The sequence below is a fragment of the Amycolatopsis vastitatis genome, assembly GCF_002234595.1.
Classification (GTDB): domain Bacteria; phylum Actinomycetota; class Actinomycetes; order Mycobacteriales; family Pseudonocardiaceae; genus Amycolatopsis; species Amycolatopsis vastitatis.
Genome location: NZ_NMUL01000039.1, coordinates 249,661 through 264,073, shown reverse-complemented (window position 1 = coordinate 264,073; position 14,413 = coordinate 249,661). Strand labels below are relative to the sequence as shown.

Below are 14,413 nucleotides of genomic sequence, written 5' to 3'. Positions count from 1 at the left end.
AACCGTGAGCTTGGAGAAAGTCATGGAAAATCCGTTCGATGATGAACAAGGGCGGTTTCTCGTTTTGGTAAACGATGAAGGACAGCACTCGATCTGGCCCGCCTTCGCGGATGTACCACCGGGCTGGCGCCAGGTATACGGAGAAGCCGATCGGCGATCCTGCCTCGACTACGTCGAACAGAACTGGACGGACCTGCGTCCTGTCCACCTCGCAAAGCAGGACCGGTGATGGGCGCGCCTGCGATCAGCGCTGTCCCGGAGTATCAGCTGAGTGAGGCGGAGGCACACGCCATCTCGATGCTGGCCAAGAGCCTGCGCGAAAGTGTTGCGCACCCGACGTCATCGGCCTTCTACTGCGAACACTGGAAAGAACTGGTCGCGCTGCCCCCGGGCCTCCGGGTGTTCTTCGAGTCGGTCCGTCGTACGGAGTCCGTTGGGGCGTTTCTCGTGACCGGCCTGCCGGTGGACGATCATGCGATCGGCCCGACCCCGGCCCACTGGAGCACGCCGGCCGGGAGTTCCCGCACGCTCGAGCACGAGATCATCCTGGCGCTGTGCGGGCTGTCGCTCGGCGAACCGTTCACGTGGGCCACGCTGCAGTCGGGCCGGATGGTGCAGGACATCCTTCCCGTGCGCGGCGACGAGCACCGGCAGAACGGCCACGGCAGCACGTCGTTGCTCGAGTTCCACACCGAGGACGGCTTCCACCCGGACCGCTGCGACTACCTGCTGCTCTACGGACTGAGAAACCACGACCGCGTGCCGACGGTCGTCGCTTCGGTTCGCGATGTCCGGCTCAGTGCCCGTGATCGAAAGGTGCTGGCCGCCCCGCGTTTCCACATCCTTCCCGATGACGAGCACATCCGGCAGCTCGAGATCCGGAACCCGGCTCATCCGGCGTTGCGGGTGATGAAGCGGATGCGTGATGTCCCCGAGCCGGTCGCGGTCCTCTTCGGCGATCCCGCGCACCCCTATCTGAAGGTGGACCGCCCGTTCATGCGCTGTGCGGGCGACGATCCGGCGGCGGCGCGTGCGCTGGGGCATCTGATGGAAGAGCTCGAACGGGTCCAGCGGGACGTGGTCGTCGCTCCGGGAGTGCTTCTGGTCGTGGACAACTACGTCGCCGTGCACGGACGCCGCTCGTTCGTCAGCCGCTACGACGGAACCGACCGGTGGCTGAAGAAGCTCACGGTCCGGCGGGACCTCCGCCGGCCCGTTCTGTCATCGCGTTCGGCCGGCGAATACGTTTTGTACTGAACGGGAGAAGTGCGTGCGAACGGTGATTGTGTCGGGTGCCAGCAGTGGCATCGGAGAGGCGACTGCGGCGCGTTTCGCGGCGGCAGGCGATCGGGTGATCAACTTCGACGTGGCAAGACCGGCTGTCCCGGTCGGGTCCTCGATCAGCTGGGAAGAAGTCGACGTTTCGGACTGGGCCGCGGTGGCCGCAGCGGTGGCGAAGGTCGAGTCCGAACATGGCGGCATCGACGTGGTGGTCGCGAACGCCGGGATCAGCATCCGCCACCCGGCACTGGAAATCAGTGAAGAAGAGGCTCGCCGGGTGCTCGAAGTTAACCTCCTCGGGGTCCTGGCTCTGTGGCGCCATACTGCTCGCGCGATGTCCGCGTCGGCACGGCCGGGCGTGCTGCTGGCTACTTCGTCGGTGAACGGGCTGCGCGGCTATCCCTTGTACGCCGACTACAATGCGTCCAAGGCGGGAATCGGGGCCTTGTGCCGAACGTTCGCCCTCGAACTCGCGCCGTTGATCCGGGTGGCGTGTGTGGCGCCGGGAGCCGTGCTCACACCGATGCAACGGGCAGAATATTCCGATTCCATGCTCGAGGCGGTCAACGGTTGTATTCCGGCGGGGAGGCACGCCGCGCCCGAGGAGATCGCGAACGCCTTCTTCTACTTGGCTTCTCCTGATGCGGCGTTCGTCACCGGGCACGAGGTCGTCGTCGACGGAGGCGAGATCGCGGGAGCGACGACGACAGCATTGGCGAAGCCGAACTGATGTCGCGCAGAACGCAACTGCAAGGGGTCCGCGCATGACCGCGACAGACAGCCTCAGGCTGCTTACCGCCCAAGCGGAAGTGTGGGTGGCCCACGAGGTCGATTCGGAAAGCCCGCAGTTCAATTCCGGCGGGTATCTCGAGCTGTCCGGGCCGTTGCGGCGGGACTTGCTCGACCGCGCGGTCGAGCGCGTGGACGTCGAGTGTGAGGCGCTGCGCGTACACCCGGATCTGGCTCGCACCGATGTCTCCGGCGCGCCGGCCGCCGGCATCGCCGAGGCGGCCGGATCCGGCGTGGAGTTCGTCGACCTCACCGGGGCCGCGTCGGTGCCCGACGGCAAGGACGCTGCCCGGTCGGCAATGGCCGCGGACTTGGACAGGCCGCTGCGGCTCGGCATCGACGCACTCGTCCGCATGACGTTGTTCCGGCTCGCGCCCGAGCACCACCTCTTCTACCTGCGCATCCACCACATCCTGCTCGATGGTTACGGCCAGGTTCTCTATTGGCGCCGGCTCGCCCGGGTGTACTCCGCGCTGGTCACCGGAAACGAACCGCCTCCGAGCTCGTTCGGGCGGCTGCGTGAGCTGAGCGGTGAGGAACGCCGTTACGTCGGCTCAGCCGACTTCGCCCGTGATCGGTCGTACTGGCTCGACCGGATGGCCGACCCGCCGGCACGGATGGATCTCGGCGGCACCCCGGAGCCAGGGCGGCGAGTGCTGCGCACGGCCGGAGACGTGGCGATCGCGATGCGGGAGCTGCACCTGGCCGCAGCGGTCCTCGACGTGCACTGGTCGGTGCTGGGAATCGCCGCGCTCGCCACCTACCTGCACCGGCTGACCGGGCAGGACGACGTGGTGCTCGGATTTCCGGTACGCGCGCGGACCACGCGGCTGGCACTGACGACGCCCGCCATGCTCGCCAACGAGCTGCCGCTCCGGTTGTCGGTACCCGCGGCCGCCACGACGGCCGAGCTGGTGCTCCAGACGAACCAGGCGATCGCGCAAGCACTGCGTCACCAGCGCTACCGCGGGGAGGAGGTGCACCGCGTGTTGCGTGCCCGGTACGGACACGTCGAACACCCCGCCGTGGTGGCCAATCTCGTCTCGTTCGACATCGCGCTGACCTTCGGTGACTGCACTGCTTCGGTGTGCCAGCTGTCGACGGGACCGGTGCGCGATCTGTCGATGGACTTCTTCGGCGGTACGCAGGACGGCCCACTGAGGCTGGGCTTGAGCAGCTCCGGCACCGCGATCGGCCGGTCCGATCTGGACGCGCACCGAGTTCGCTTCGGCGAGTTCTTGGCGGTCTTCCTGGCTGCGCCCGGAAGCTCGCCGCTGATGTCACTGGAGCTCTTGGGCGGCGATGAGCGAGCCGGAACCGGGCCGCGGGCACCGGCACCGTCCGCGGCTTCTCCGGAGGAGTGACCGCGCCGCGCGGCACCGAGACCCGTACTCGACCACAAGGGAGATCCGACATGTCCAAGACGGCGGTCTTGCTGGCGGGCCAGGGGGCCTTCCGCCCCGGGATGTTCGCCGGCGAGCGCAGTTCTGCCGAGCTCGACCAGCTCCTCGACACGGCCGACGCCACGGCCGCCGAATTCGGCCGGCCCATCGTTCGGCACCATCTGCTCGACCCCGCGACCCCGGCCGCGGCGGAGCTGGCCACAGCCGACCCGTTCACTCTCCAGCTGCTGGTGTTCACCGCTGCGGTGGGCGAGTACTACCTGGCGGCCCGCGAGAGAACCGCGGACGTGCTGGTCGGCCACAGCCTGGGCGAACTCGCCGCGCTCACCGTCGCGGGCGCCTTCGACCTCGTGGACGGTTTCCGGCTGGTGTGCCACCGGTCGGTCGCGCTGGCCGAGCGCGCGACCGAGCCGGGCGGGATGCTCTCGTTGGACCTGCCCGCCGACCGAACCGGGTTCGTCGTCGCCGCCGTGGGTGACCGGCGGGCGCGCGTCGCAGTGCTCAACGCGCCGGCACGCACCGTCGTAGCGGGGCCGGACAGCGCGCTCGACGTGGTGCGCGGCGTGGCCGGAGCGCTCGGGGTGAGGGCGGTTCGGCTGCCCGCGCCGTACGCCTACCACTCGCCGGGGATGGCGTTGGCTGCCGAACAGTTCGCCGAGGAAGTCAAGAGTGTCCGGCAACGGCCGCTACGGCTGCCGGTCTACTCCCCGCTGGTGCGCGGATACGTCGAGGACTCCGACGACCTGGGCGCTTTGCTGGTCCGGCACCTGACCACGCAGGTGGACTTCCTCGCCGCGATCCGAGCCCTGCACGCCGAAGGGGTGCGGATGGTCATCGAGTGCGGGCACAGCGGTCTCGGCAAGCTGGTGGAAGCCTGCGTGCCCTCGGTCCGGGTCGTCGCTTCGGCCGGGACACCCGAACCGAAGGACACTCCGGCCGCTGTGGCCGCCCCCCTCCCCGTGGCCGCTGCGGCATCGAGCGTCGCGGAGGTGGCCGAGCGGCTTCGCCTGTTGTACGCGACGGTACTGCAGTACCCCGTCGAAGCAGTCGAGCCTGAGGCCGATTTGGAGGCGGACCTGGGCATCGACTCGCTCAAGCAGGCCGAGATGCTGGGCCGGGTAAGGGCGGAGTTCGGGCTGCCCGCCTCCGCCGGCGACGGGCGGCTGATCGCGCATGCCACGCTGGCCGAGCTCGCGGGCACGGTCACGGACATCCTGACCGCCGAGGAAGTGACGCGATGACGACGCCGGGGCAGGTCGTCGTCGGGGCAGGAGCGTTGGCGCGGGAGATCGTCGGTTCCCTCGCCGCGGCCGGCGTCGAGGCCGCATCGGTGGCACCGGGGACGCCCGTCGCAGCCGACGCCGTGGCGGTGCACGTCGCGGACCCCGCCACGTATCCGATGTCCGAGGTCTGCCGCGCGGCGGCGGTGGCCAAGAGCCCGGTTGCGGTGATCGTCGCCGATACGCGGGCCGGCGCTCCAGGGGAGGGTGCTTCGCACGGTGGTCCCGCCGCCGTGCGTGCCGCTGTCGAGCAGCTGGCAGCCGAAACCCGGGTCAATGCGATCGCCGTAGTCGGTCCGGAGGACCGCGCGATCGGTGCCGAGGTGGCCGCGGCGCTGGTGTATTTGACGGGCCCGCTCGCGGCCCCGCTCAGAGGCCAGTGCCTCACCGTGGACGCCGGACTGATCGGCCCGTCCGCCGGCACCATCCCCGGGCCGGCCGAACCGGAGGTTCATCGGCGCGACCTCGATTCGGACGTGGTCGCGGTGGTCGGGATGGGTCTCGTGCTGCCCAGGGCGGCCTCCCCGGACGAGTTCTGGAACCTGCTGCACGGCGACCGCACCGTGATCGGCGAGCCAGGAACGCGCATCGACCTCGACCACGTCTGGTCGGCGGATCCCGACGAGGACGACCACACCTACTCACGGGTGTCAGGCTTCATGGTGCCCCACGGCAGTCCCGATCCCGACGAGGACTTCACCGAGCGCTGGTTGCGGAGCAGCATTGCCCAGGCCATGTCCACGGTGAACACGTCGGCATCCGATCGGCACCTGTTCGCCGTGGGCCTCACCGTCGGTGGCAGCCACCACCTGGAACAGAGCCTGGTCGTCCGGGAGGTGCGCAGGCTGCTCGGCGACCGGTTCGACGCGGCGACCGAGCGGCGATTGCGCGACCTGTACCCGCTGGCGACCGAGTCTCCCGAGCGGATGCTGCCCTACCGCATCGCCCGGCGGGCGGCAGCGGACCTGCCGGCCGGCACCGAGCTCGTCGTGTTGGACGCCGCGTGTTCGTCGTCGCTCTACACCATCGACTTCGGGGCGCGGGCACTACGGGCGGGTGAGACCGACGTCGCGGTGTGTGGCGGCGCCTTCGCACTGGGCGTGCAGAACCTTGTGCTGTTCTCGAAACTGCGCGGCCTGTCGCGCTCGGGCGAGGTCCGGCCGCTCGACTCCCGCGCCGACGGGGTGCTGTTCACCGACAGTGCGGCTGTGCTCGTGCTCAAAACCCTTTCGCGTGCGCGTACCGACGGCGACACCGTACTCGGCTATGTGACCGGCTTCGGTGGCTCTTCCGACGGCAAAGGGAAGGCCATCTACGCGCCGAACCCGGTGGGTCAGCGGATTGCGCTGCGCCGGGCGTGGGCCGCGGCGGGCGTGGCTCCAGCCGATATCGACTGGGTCATCGCGCACGCCACGGGCACACCCACCGGCGATCGGACGGAACTTTCCGTGCTCGGCGAGCTGGCCGGCGCAGGCGCCAGCTGGACGGTGTCGTCCAACAAGTCCGTGGTCGGCCATCCCGGGTGGGCCGCGGGCGCGGTCTCCACCGTGCACGCACTACTGGCACTTCGCCACGAGAGCATCCCCGCGCAACGACACTTCAGCGACCTGCCGGCCGGGCTCGGCCGCGACGTGTCCATCACCGTTCCCACCCGGAACATCCCGTGGCCGGCCGGGGACCGCCCGCGCACGGTCGCCATCTCGGCCATGGGCTTCGGCGGGACCAACGGGCACCTGCTGATCAGCGACACTGTCCCGGACACGCCGCCCGACGCTCGAAACGACGCCGCCGAAGTCACCGAAGACCCCGTCGTCGTCGCCGGGTGGGCCGCGCACCTGCCGGGTGATCCCGACGACGAGCGAGTACGCGAGTGGCTGCGCGGCGGTCCCACGAGCTGGCCCACGAGATTTCCCGGGGACTACCCGTTGCCGTCTCCGGTGGACATGCGGCTCGCCCCGTCGGCGATCGCCGCGATGGATCTCAGCCAGGTGATCGCGGTCCGGTGCGCGGACGCGCTGGCTGGCGGCTGGTTCAGCGGTACCGGACTGGCCGAGCGGACCGCCGTGTTCGTCGGGCACAGCGGGCCGACGACGGCCGCGGTGCGCCGTGACACCCGTGCCTACCTCGCCGGCCTGGCGGCCCGCGGCGGCATCGACCGGTTCGATGACCTGGTCGCCGAGCCCGCCCGAACCGCGGTGCCCGCCGCGACCGAGGACTCCTACACCGGCCTGATGCCCAACATCATCGCCGCCAGGATTGCCCAGCGGCTGGATCTGCACGGTCCGAACATGTCGCTCGACGCAGGCCTGGACTCCTTCACCTCGGCACTGGTTGCGGCCATCCGGTCGTTGCGCGACGGCGAAACCGATCTCGCTTTCGTCGTCGGTGTTTCCGCGGCAGCCGAGCAAGCGGAACCGGAAGCAGGCCGCGAGTCGGCCGAGGGCGCCGCCGGTGTCGTCCTGACTCGTCGCAGCATCGCGACGAGTCGCGGGTTGCCCGAGCTGGCAGCCGTCCGTGTCGGCCGGCCGAGCCCCGGCCACGAAGCAATCGGTGGGGACCGCGTCTACCACGGCGCGGAAGGTGCGTTCGAGCTGCTGCGGGTACTGCACGCGACCACCGGTCGGAGCGTCCTCGCCAACCAGCAGGACGACCGGACCCCGGCCGTCGTCGTCACCGTGGCGAAACAGGACGGCCGAAGCACCAGCCTGCGGGAAGGGCTCACTCGGCACGCCCTCGAGCTGCGGCCGGCCCCAGCTCGGCCCGAGCAGCCGGCAATGCCGGCGATTCCGCCGGACTGCCTCGTCGTCACGGACAAGGCGGACGCGTTCGATCGGAAGTCCGCTACCGTGCTCGGGCTCGACACCGATGTTGCGCACGTCGACGCCCTCGTGCGCGCGAGCGAGGCGCAGCACGTCCGGATCGTGCTGACCGCGGGCGGGGCGTTCGAGGAAGCGCTCACCGCCAACGATCTGGCCTTCGCCGTGATTCGGGCGATGGCCGGGCCGCTGGACGCGGGCGGGAGCCTCGGCGTGCTGCTGCTGGACGGCTTCGACGGCGAGGTGCCGCGCCCGGAGACCGGACTCAGCACGGGTTTGCTGCGCAGCGTCGAGCAGGAACTGACCGGCTGCGCGGCCTTCGCCGTGATAACCGACTCTGCCGACCTGCCGGCCGGGCTGGCCGCGTTGGCCGCCGAAAGCGGGCACCACCGGTACCTTCCGGTCACCTATCTGCGTGGCGGCGCCCGCTACGAACTGGTACCGGTACCGCGCCCGGTGACCGAGGCCGACACCGAAGACACTGTGTCCGGGGTGGTCGCGAACCCGGTGGTGCTGGCCACCGGCGGCGCGCGGGGAATCACCGCTCGGCTGGTGAGCGAGCTGCTCACCGGCCGCTCCCCGCAAGGGGTCTGGCTGTTGGGTACGGCGCCGGAGCCGGACCCGAGCGCTCTGGTGGACCTGCCGGACAAGCCGGCCGCCCTTCGTGAGCTGATGGCCCGCTACCCCGGGGAGAAGCTGGCTTCCCTCGACCGCCGCTTCAACGAGTCCATGCGCGCCGCCGAGCGCGCCCGTACTATCCGAGACCTGCGCATGCGGTTCGGCGAAGACCGCGTGCACTACCGCCGGTGCGACGTGCGTGACGGTGCCCAGGTAGCGGCGGTCGTCGAAGAAGTGGTCGACGCCGAGGGCCGTGTCGATGTCGTCGTGCACGGCGCCGGACTGCTCCACAGCACCGCCCTCACCCGGAAGACCCTCGATGACTACCGGCTCGTTCGTGACGTGAAAGTGCGTGGTGACCACAACTTGCGCGCCGCACTGGCCACGCGGCCACCGGCGCTGTGGTGCGGACTGAGTTCCGTCGTTGCGTTCGTCGGAATGCCGGGAGAAGGGGACTACCAGGCGGGCAACGAGTACCTGATGCTGTCGGCCGCCACCAGCCGGGCAGCGGGGCGCGACGAACTGGCCATCCTCTCCGGGCTGTGGGTGGAATCGGGTATTGCGTCGGGCTACGCCACCGGGTCGTCGTTCACTTCGGGCCTAGCCGGCCTCACGCCCCTCATCGACGAGCAAGGGACGGAGTTGTTCCGCGCCGAACTGGCCGGGCGCCACGACCTCGGCGGAGCGCTCGCCACGACCTGGCTCGGCGAGGCGGAATGGTCGACGCTGCACCGCCGCGCTCCAGGTTTGCGTCACCGGTCGAGCACGCGACCGCCGGTGTTCCTCACCACGCCACCCGACTCCGACGGCGCCACGACCACCTGGCGGTGCGTGCTCGACGTGGTCGAGCACCCTTGGCTGCTCGACCACCTGGTTGACGAGCGTCCGACCGTTCCGGCCACGGTCATGCTGCAAATCGCCGCGGAAGCCGCGACCGCCATCATTCCCGGGTCGGTGCCTGTTCGCTTCTCCGACGTCGTGCTGTCGGCGTTCATCCGCGCACCTCGCGCGTCCTGGCCGCGTCACCTCGTGGTCACCGCCACCCGGGACGGCGACGTGGTCCGCGTGCGCCTCAGCGCGCCGCCAGGGCGCGTGCCCGCTCGCGAACACGCGCGGATGACCGTGCACCTTGCCGCGGAGTACGCACCCGCCCCTCGGGTTGCCGTGGCGAGGCCACCAGGAATCCCGGTGCCGGATGTCTATCAACTCGGTGGATCCCTTCACCTGCAGGGAGTTTTCGGTGGCCTGCGCGACGCCAGGTTGCACGAGCACGGCGGTTCGGCACTGTTCGGCATGTCCCGTCACGCAACGCGGCTGGACGACTTCACCGTGCCGAGCGTTGCGCTGGACGCATTGTTGCGCACCTCCGTGCTTGAGGGTCAGGATTCGGAAACAATCACGGCTGTCGTGCCGACCGCCATTTCCCTGATCGACATTCACGCCGCGGGAAACGACCGGGACTGGAGCAACCGATGCGGTGGCGACGTCGCGTTGCGGTATTGTCCAGCTGTCGACAGCGGGTTTGACGAAGGTGTGGCAACGTTGCCGAATGGGACCGTTTTGGCGCGCTTCCGCGGACTTTCATCCGTTTCGAAGGGGTCTGTCAAACTTGACCGGCAAACGGGAATGATGGTGCGGTGATCCACTCCGGCGTGCGTTCGCGGCCGTTGCCATCAGCGGGTCCCGGAGGCTGCCTTGATTAGCAAATCACTGAGTTCGCTGGGCATGGTGATCATGCATTCATGGCCTGTGGGCAACTCCCATACCTGCGATGGAGAGCCGTTGGGCTGTAGTGCTGGGACAGGGGGCAGAATTGTGACTTTTGCGTTCACGTCGGTACAACGGATGTGCGTTCGTGGAATCGACTTCGCAGCTGGGTTGTCCAGCTGAATCGGTTGTTGGAAGGACCGCGCGGGGTGATCGGAGAGTAATGTACGCAGCCATGCGATATCGGCAGGAGCGACGACTCCGAGCAGGCCAACCGGTGGCGGCTGCACTGAGGGGGGTGGAATGCGCCACGGGTTCGCGGACTTTGCAGCGAGGTCGATCAACCTCTGCAACCTCGGTAGGGCGTCGATCGCGGTTTCGCCATCCTTCGGGGCAGTTGAGTCGACGTACACCAAGTGCGCAATGCTTTCCGGCACCAGGTTGGCGGCGGCCGAGATGACTCCGCCTCCGTAGCTGTGTCCCACGAGTGCCACGTCTTCGAGACCGGCTTCGTCGATCAGCCTGACCACGTCGTTGGCGTGCGTGTCGAGCCCCACTTCCGGGGTGAGTAAGTGAGCCCGGTCCCCGGTGCCTGTAAGTGACGGCGCAAACACGCTATGGCCGGCGGCCTCGAGAAGCGGGACCACCCGATCCCAGCATCGACCGCTGTGCCAAGCACCGTGCACCAGCAAAAACGTCGGCATGGTCGGAGTGACCTCTCTCTCTTGCGGTTGAAGACGGATGGGTATTTGATACCGGCGCATTGGAGTCAGGGCGCTCTTTGACATTTAGGGTCATGGTGGCACACCTGCCACATCTCGAATCTTGGCGGTGAAGAGCTGGCAGTACTCCACCACCAGGGACTTCCGGCCTGTGTTCTCGATTCAGGCCAGGGGTTCGGCCGATGTAGAACCAGTCGGCGATGTCGACCAAGCCGATGCAGCGGTGGGTCGATTCCGGTCCGCCAAAAGGACTGCCGGTGACCTTGCACGGTCCGTCGCCCATCCGACGAAACTAGCAGAGTTCTCTCTGCGACCGGCGTGACTACGCCGCCATGTTCCAGGATCAGTGCGACGAGCACGCCGCGGGGAACGCTTGCCTATGGCGCATCTCGTCCTTCTGCCGCGCGGACTCGACGGTCACCTTGAGTATGCGGCTGCGTCCCTGGGCACGGGCGTTGGAGCAAGCGACAAAAGGTGGGTTGCCATAGTGTCGACCTGGTGGGGCGGAAATTGCGTCGGCCTCTACGTTGGCGGTGCGTTCGCCGGTGCGAGCCAGTGCCGCATTTCCCCAGCTCAGGGGAGGATCTCAAGCCTTGCTCCGGACGCCGACATGTTCCCCGGCACGCATGGCGGTCAGGCCATGCTGGGACACAGCGCGCCGAAGGCGCTCCGTCTGGGCGACCTTGTCGCGAGTGGCGCGTTCTGGTGGGTGACACCGCCGCGGTCGCGATCCTGATCGCGGTCTTCGTCCTCCATCGACACTTCCGTTCCCGCCACCTCCGCTCCCGTGTCCGGTTCGAGCTGCTGCCGACGGCGACCTTCGATCCGTCGCCGCGGGCAGTGCTGGCGTTCGCGCATCAGCTGGGGCGGGTGCGGCCGGTGCATGGGTGGGTGCCGCAGGCGGCTGTCGAGGTGCGGATCCGGTTCAGCACGGCCCCGGAGTTCGGGAAGATGGTGATGAGCATCGAGGGACGTAAATCGGTAACGGTGTCTTGAACAAGCTGACGTATCCGGACGTCGAGATCCGGCGGGTGCGGGGAGACATGACCATCGGCGACGAGGACACCTCGCCCTCGTCGCCGGCGGAATGACGCGGTGATTTCTCCCCGTGCTCCGTAGCCGTGGGGTCACTTCTTGGCGGCGGCGCCCTTCTGCCGCGGAGCTCGCTTGCGCGGAGCCTGGGTGGATTCTTCGGCCTCGGTGATCTGGACCTCCTGGCAGGCAGCGATTACCTCGGAGGAGAGACGTCCTCGTTCGGAGACTTCGTAGCCGTGGCGTTCGTCCACGCGAGGATATGCTGGTTACGTTCGCGGACGCACGCCGACGTGGTCGAATCGCCGGTGGCGACGCGGATCTTGCGACCGCCGATACGGCGGGCGGCGCTGATGTAGCGGGCGAGTTCGTCGCGCAGGGCGGCGGCGTTGTCCTCGGACAAGTCGATCTCGTAGCTGACGCCGTCGAGGCCGAACGGGATGGTGTGGGCGGCGGGGGTGCCATCGATGTCGTCGAGCATCTCGACAAGGACCTTCTGGGCCATTCTCGCTGCTTGAAAGACTGGATGAAGAGACTCGTGTGCTGGTCAGCTCGTCGACCTGCGCAGCGGCCGCGTTAGTTCAGCTTCCGGATGAGTCCGGTGTAGCCGGCGAGAGCAAGCGTGGCGAGCGCCCAGATGACGACCTGGATGCCCCACAAGAGCGCGGTGAAGATCTGGCCGGCGGTGCTGCGGGTGTCCAGGTCGCAGCGGTCGCGGATGCCTGTGGACGCGAGCGGTAACCCCCGGTCGAGCCCGACGCCGATGCGTTCGATGAACGAGCAGGTCGTTCCGGGAGCAGCTGCGGCCGAGGTAGGCGCGACTACGGGTTTGCCGTTGGCGCCGGCTTGGATGCTGCCGCCCACGACGCCGAGCGCGGCGGCTACGAACAGCGCTACGGCGAGGGCGCCGGCGACCCGGCGGACGCGGTAGCCGTAGCCAGCGAAAACTCCCCATGCCCAGTGCGACACACGGGCGAGCAGGTTGCCGAGGTCGCCGCGGGCGCGGAGGTCGTCCTGCTGCGCGCGGAGAACCTCACGGGCAGGATTATCGTGTCCTTGCGACTTCAGCAGCAAGGCAAGCTGCTGGTAGGGCTGGGGTCGGTACTTGTCGGTGTGGTGGCGGAGGATCCCCAGCCAGCGCTTCGGATCGATGTCAATGAATTGGGCGTAGGTGAACCCAGTCAGGTCGACGCGGGCAGCGTCACCGCAGGCGTGTTCGTCTTGGTCGGTGCAAATCAGGTCTGCCGGAAGCAGCACTTCTTTCGTCTTCGAACCGGCGAGGTCCAGGATGCAGCCGTTCCGGCGGCGGACTTCCACTCCGGAAAAGTCGAGCTTGCCTTCGATGACGGTGCCCTGCAGCCGGATTTCGCCCTTCACGGTGACGTCTTTGTCGAGCCTGACGTCGCTGAGTGCGTGCAAACGCTCCGCCCGCATGGATGGGCCGGAGGAGTTGCGCAGCCGCGCCCCACCGGCGACGAGTGGTCCGACGATGGTCGCGCCGGTGAGGTAGAGCGCACCCCACTTTCCCGCGCCGCGCGCTGAGAATCCCTCGCCGATGTACAGCGCTTCGCCGACCCGAATGTCGCGCGCGGACAGTCCCGGCCCGGTCGGGTTGGTCGCGTGGGCGTTCGATGCGTCGAACTCGCCCTCGATGTGAGCGCCGGTCAGGCGAATGGCTCCTCGTTCCCCTCGGCCGTCGGCCTGGAAGTCTTCGGACAAGGCGAGATCGGTGGCCACCCGCAGCCCGTCTGCGGACAAAGCCGGCCCGGAGTCGTTACTGAGGCGTGCCCCGGCGAGTGAAAGCTCGCTACCGAGCGAGGCGGAGGTGAGCCGGACGGTGCCGGCCACGCCATGTCCCGTCGCAACGAACGGCTGGTTCATGAAAACGGCGCCGTCAACGACGAGTTGTTCGCCGACGAATGCGGGACCTGAGCGGTTGCTGAGCTCCGAATTGGACAGCACCAGTTGCCCGGCGATGTGCGACTCGGGCATGCGGATCGTTCCGTCTTCCCCCGCACCGGCGGCGTGGAAGCCGCCCTTGAAGCACGCAGTCCCTTCGACCTGGATCCGGTCTGCGACGAGTGCGGGGCCGGACTGGTTGTCCAAATGGGCGCCCGACATGTCCAGCTGGCCTCGGATGTGTGCCGCGACCAGGCACACGGCGCCCCGGGAATGGCTGCCGACCACGCGAAAGCCGCTGTCGAGCTTGAGCACACCATCCGTCTGCATCCGGTCGGCAATGAGTTGCGGGACATGGCTACCGGTCAGCGACAGCCAGGGCAGGTGAGCGTCTTGGAGCTCGATTCCCTGGTCAAAAGCGCAATCGATCAGCCCCAAGCCGATCGCCGGGTAAGCGTGAGTCAGATCGAGCTGACCAGTGATCCTGGCGCCCCGGATGCGCAACCCGCGGGGGTCGGCCTGCCCTGCGGTCGCGGCCAGGAGAACGCGCCGGATGACCCTTGCAGGCATTTGGTACGCGGGTTCCTGTGTGACGGCCAGTGCGTCGGCACTTAGGTCGCTGCATACCATCTCGGTTCCGCGTCGCACGGCTTTGAGTACGTCGCGTATGCGGTCGGTGTCCGAGTTCGGAGACATATGGGGTAGTCGCCGGGGCCGGGCGACACGCGACACCGACAGTCGATCCGGAACCAAATCGTGTTCTTGATGAGTCCGTGCATTAATTCGCCCTGTGACGTCCGTGTCTCGTGTCGGTGAGTGACGCGGAGGTTCCTTTGTTGTCAGATGTCTTTGGTGAATCCGTGGCA

The 14,413-nt window shown here is 68.2% G+C and carries 9 protein-coding genes and 1 pseudogene; 7 read left to right on the top strand and 3 right to left on the bottom strand.

Annotated features, from left to right (window positions below; genetic code table 11):
• The first annotated feature begins 22 nt into the window (after window positions 1–22).
• The 6 genes from CF165_RS34070 to CF165_RS34045 are packed head-to-tail and all read left to right on the top strand — an operon-like array spanning window position 23 to window position 9,828.
• Window positions 23–229, top strand: a complete 207-nt coding sequence (locus CF165_RS34070; protein WP_093951714.1) for an MbtH family protein — start codon at window positions 23–25, stop codon at window positions 227–229.
• The gene (gntD, locus tag CF165_RS34065) at window positions 229–1,257 is read left to right on the top strand and encodes a guanitoxin biosynthesis L-enduracididine beta-hydroxylase GntD (protein ID WP_093951686.1); all 1,029 of its coding nucleotides are present in this window, start codon (window positions 229–231) and stop codon (window positions 1,255–1,257) included. The genes CF165_RS34070 and gntD overlap by 1 nt, the downstream gene beginning before the upstream one ends.
• A gap of 13 nt (window positions 1,258–1,270) precedes the next feature.
• Window positions 1,271–2,011, top strand: a complete 741-nt coding sequence (locus tag CF165_RS34060) for an SDR family NAD(P)-dependent oxidoreductase (RefSeq protein WP_093951685.1) — start codon at window positions 1,271–1,273, stop codon at window positions 2,009–2,011.
• 34 nt (window positions 2,012–2,045) lie between these two features.
• Entirely contained in the window at window positions 2,046–3,434 is a 1,389-nt protein-coding gene (locus CF165_RS34055; RefSeq protein WP_158226867.1) for a condensation domain-containing protein, read from the top strand.
• A gap of 50 nt (window positions 3,435–3,484) precedes the next feature.
• Window positions 3,485–4,714 (top strand): acyltransferase domain-containing protein, encoded by a 1,230-nt coding sequence (locus CF165_RS34050; RefSeq protein WP_093951683.1) that lies wholly within the window; start codon window positions 3,485–3,487, stop codon window positions 4,712–4,714.
• Window positions 4,711–9,828 carry an SDR family oxidoreductase gene (locus tag CF165_RS34045; protein WP_093951682.1) on the top strand — a complete coding sequence of 1,706 codons (5,118 nt, stop codon included), beginning with the start codon at window positions 4,711–4,713 and terminating at the stop codon, window positions 9,826–9,828. The genes CF165_RS34050 and CF165_RS34045 overlap by 4 nt, the downstream gene beginning before the upstream one ends.
• A 32-nt stretch (window positions 9,829–9,860) precedes the next feature.
• On the opposite strand, the gene CF165_RS34040 is transcribed toward CF165_RS34045, so the two are convergent.
• The gene (locus CF165_RS34040; protein ID WP_093951681.1) at window positions 9,861–10,598 is read right to left on the bottom strand and encodes an alpha/beta hydrolase; all 738 of its coding nucleotides are present in this window, start codon (window positions 10,596–10,598) and stop codon (window positions 9,861–9,863) included.
• A 723-nt stretch (window positions 10,599–11,321) separates the two neighbouring features.
• On the opposite strand from CF165_RS34040, the gene CF165_RS52895 reads away from it, so the two are divergent.
• A complete protein-coding gene (locus tag CF165_RS52895; protein ID WP_240521921.1) occupies window positions 11,322–11,612 on the top strand; it encodes a hypothetical protein in 291 nt (96 codons plus the stop codon).
• 131 nt (window positions 11,613–11,743) lie between these two features.
• Here the strand turns inward: CF165_RS52895 and CF165_RS34030 are convergent.
• Together CF165_RS34030 and CF165_RS34025 are read right to left on the bottom strand one after the other, a co-directional pair.
• Window positions 11,744–12,153 (bottom strand): annotated as a pseudogene (locus CF165_RS34030) (histone-like nucleoid-structuring protein Lsr2).
• Window positions 12,154–12,224: 71 nt separating this feature from the next.
• Window positions 12,225–14,117, bottom strand: coding sequence for a hypothetical protein (locus tag CF165_RS34025; protein ID WP_143268721.1), 1,893 nt, complete (start codon window positions 14,115–14,117; stop codon window positions 12,225–12,227).
• Window positions 14,118–14,413: the final 296 nt, after the last annotated feature.

Coding starts and splice junctions, on each gene's coding strand:
- CF165_RS34070 (WP_093951714.1), top strand. CDS start 23: ATGGAAAATCCGTTCGATGATGAACAAGGGCGGTTTCTCGTTTTGGTA.
- gntD (WP_093951686.1), top strand. CDS start 229: ATGGGCGCGCCTGCGATCAGCGCTGTCCCGGAGTATCAGCTGAGTGAG.
- CF165_RS34055 (WP_158226867.1), top strand. CDS start 2,046: ATGACCGCGACAGACAGCCTCAGGCTGCTTACCGCCCAAGCGGAAGTG.
- CF165_RS34050 (WP_093951683.1), top strand. CDS start 3,485: ATGTCCAAGACGGCGGTCTTGCTGGCGGGCCAGGGGGCCTTCCGCCCC.
- CF165_RS34045 (WP_093951682.1), top strand. CDS start 4,711: ATGACGACGCCGGGGCAGGTCGTCGTCGGGGCAGGAGCGTTGGCGCGG.
- CF165_RS34040 (WP_093951681.1), bottom strand. CDS start 10,598: ATGCCGACGTTTTTGCTGGTGCACGGTGCTTGGCACAGCGGTCGATGC.
- CF165_RS34025 (WP_143268721.1), bottom strand. CDS start 14,117: ATGCCTGCAAGGGTCATCCGGCGCGTTCTCCTGGCCGCGACCGCAGGG.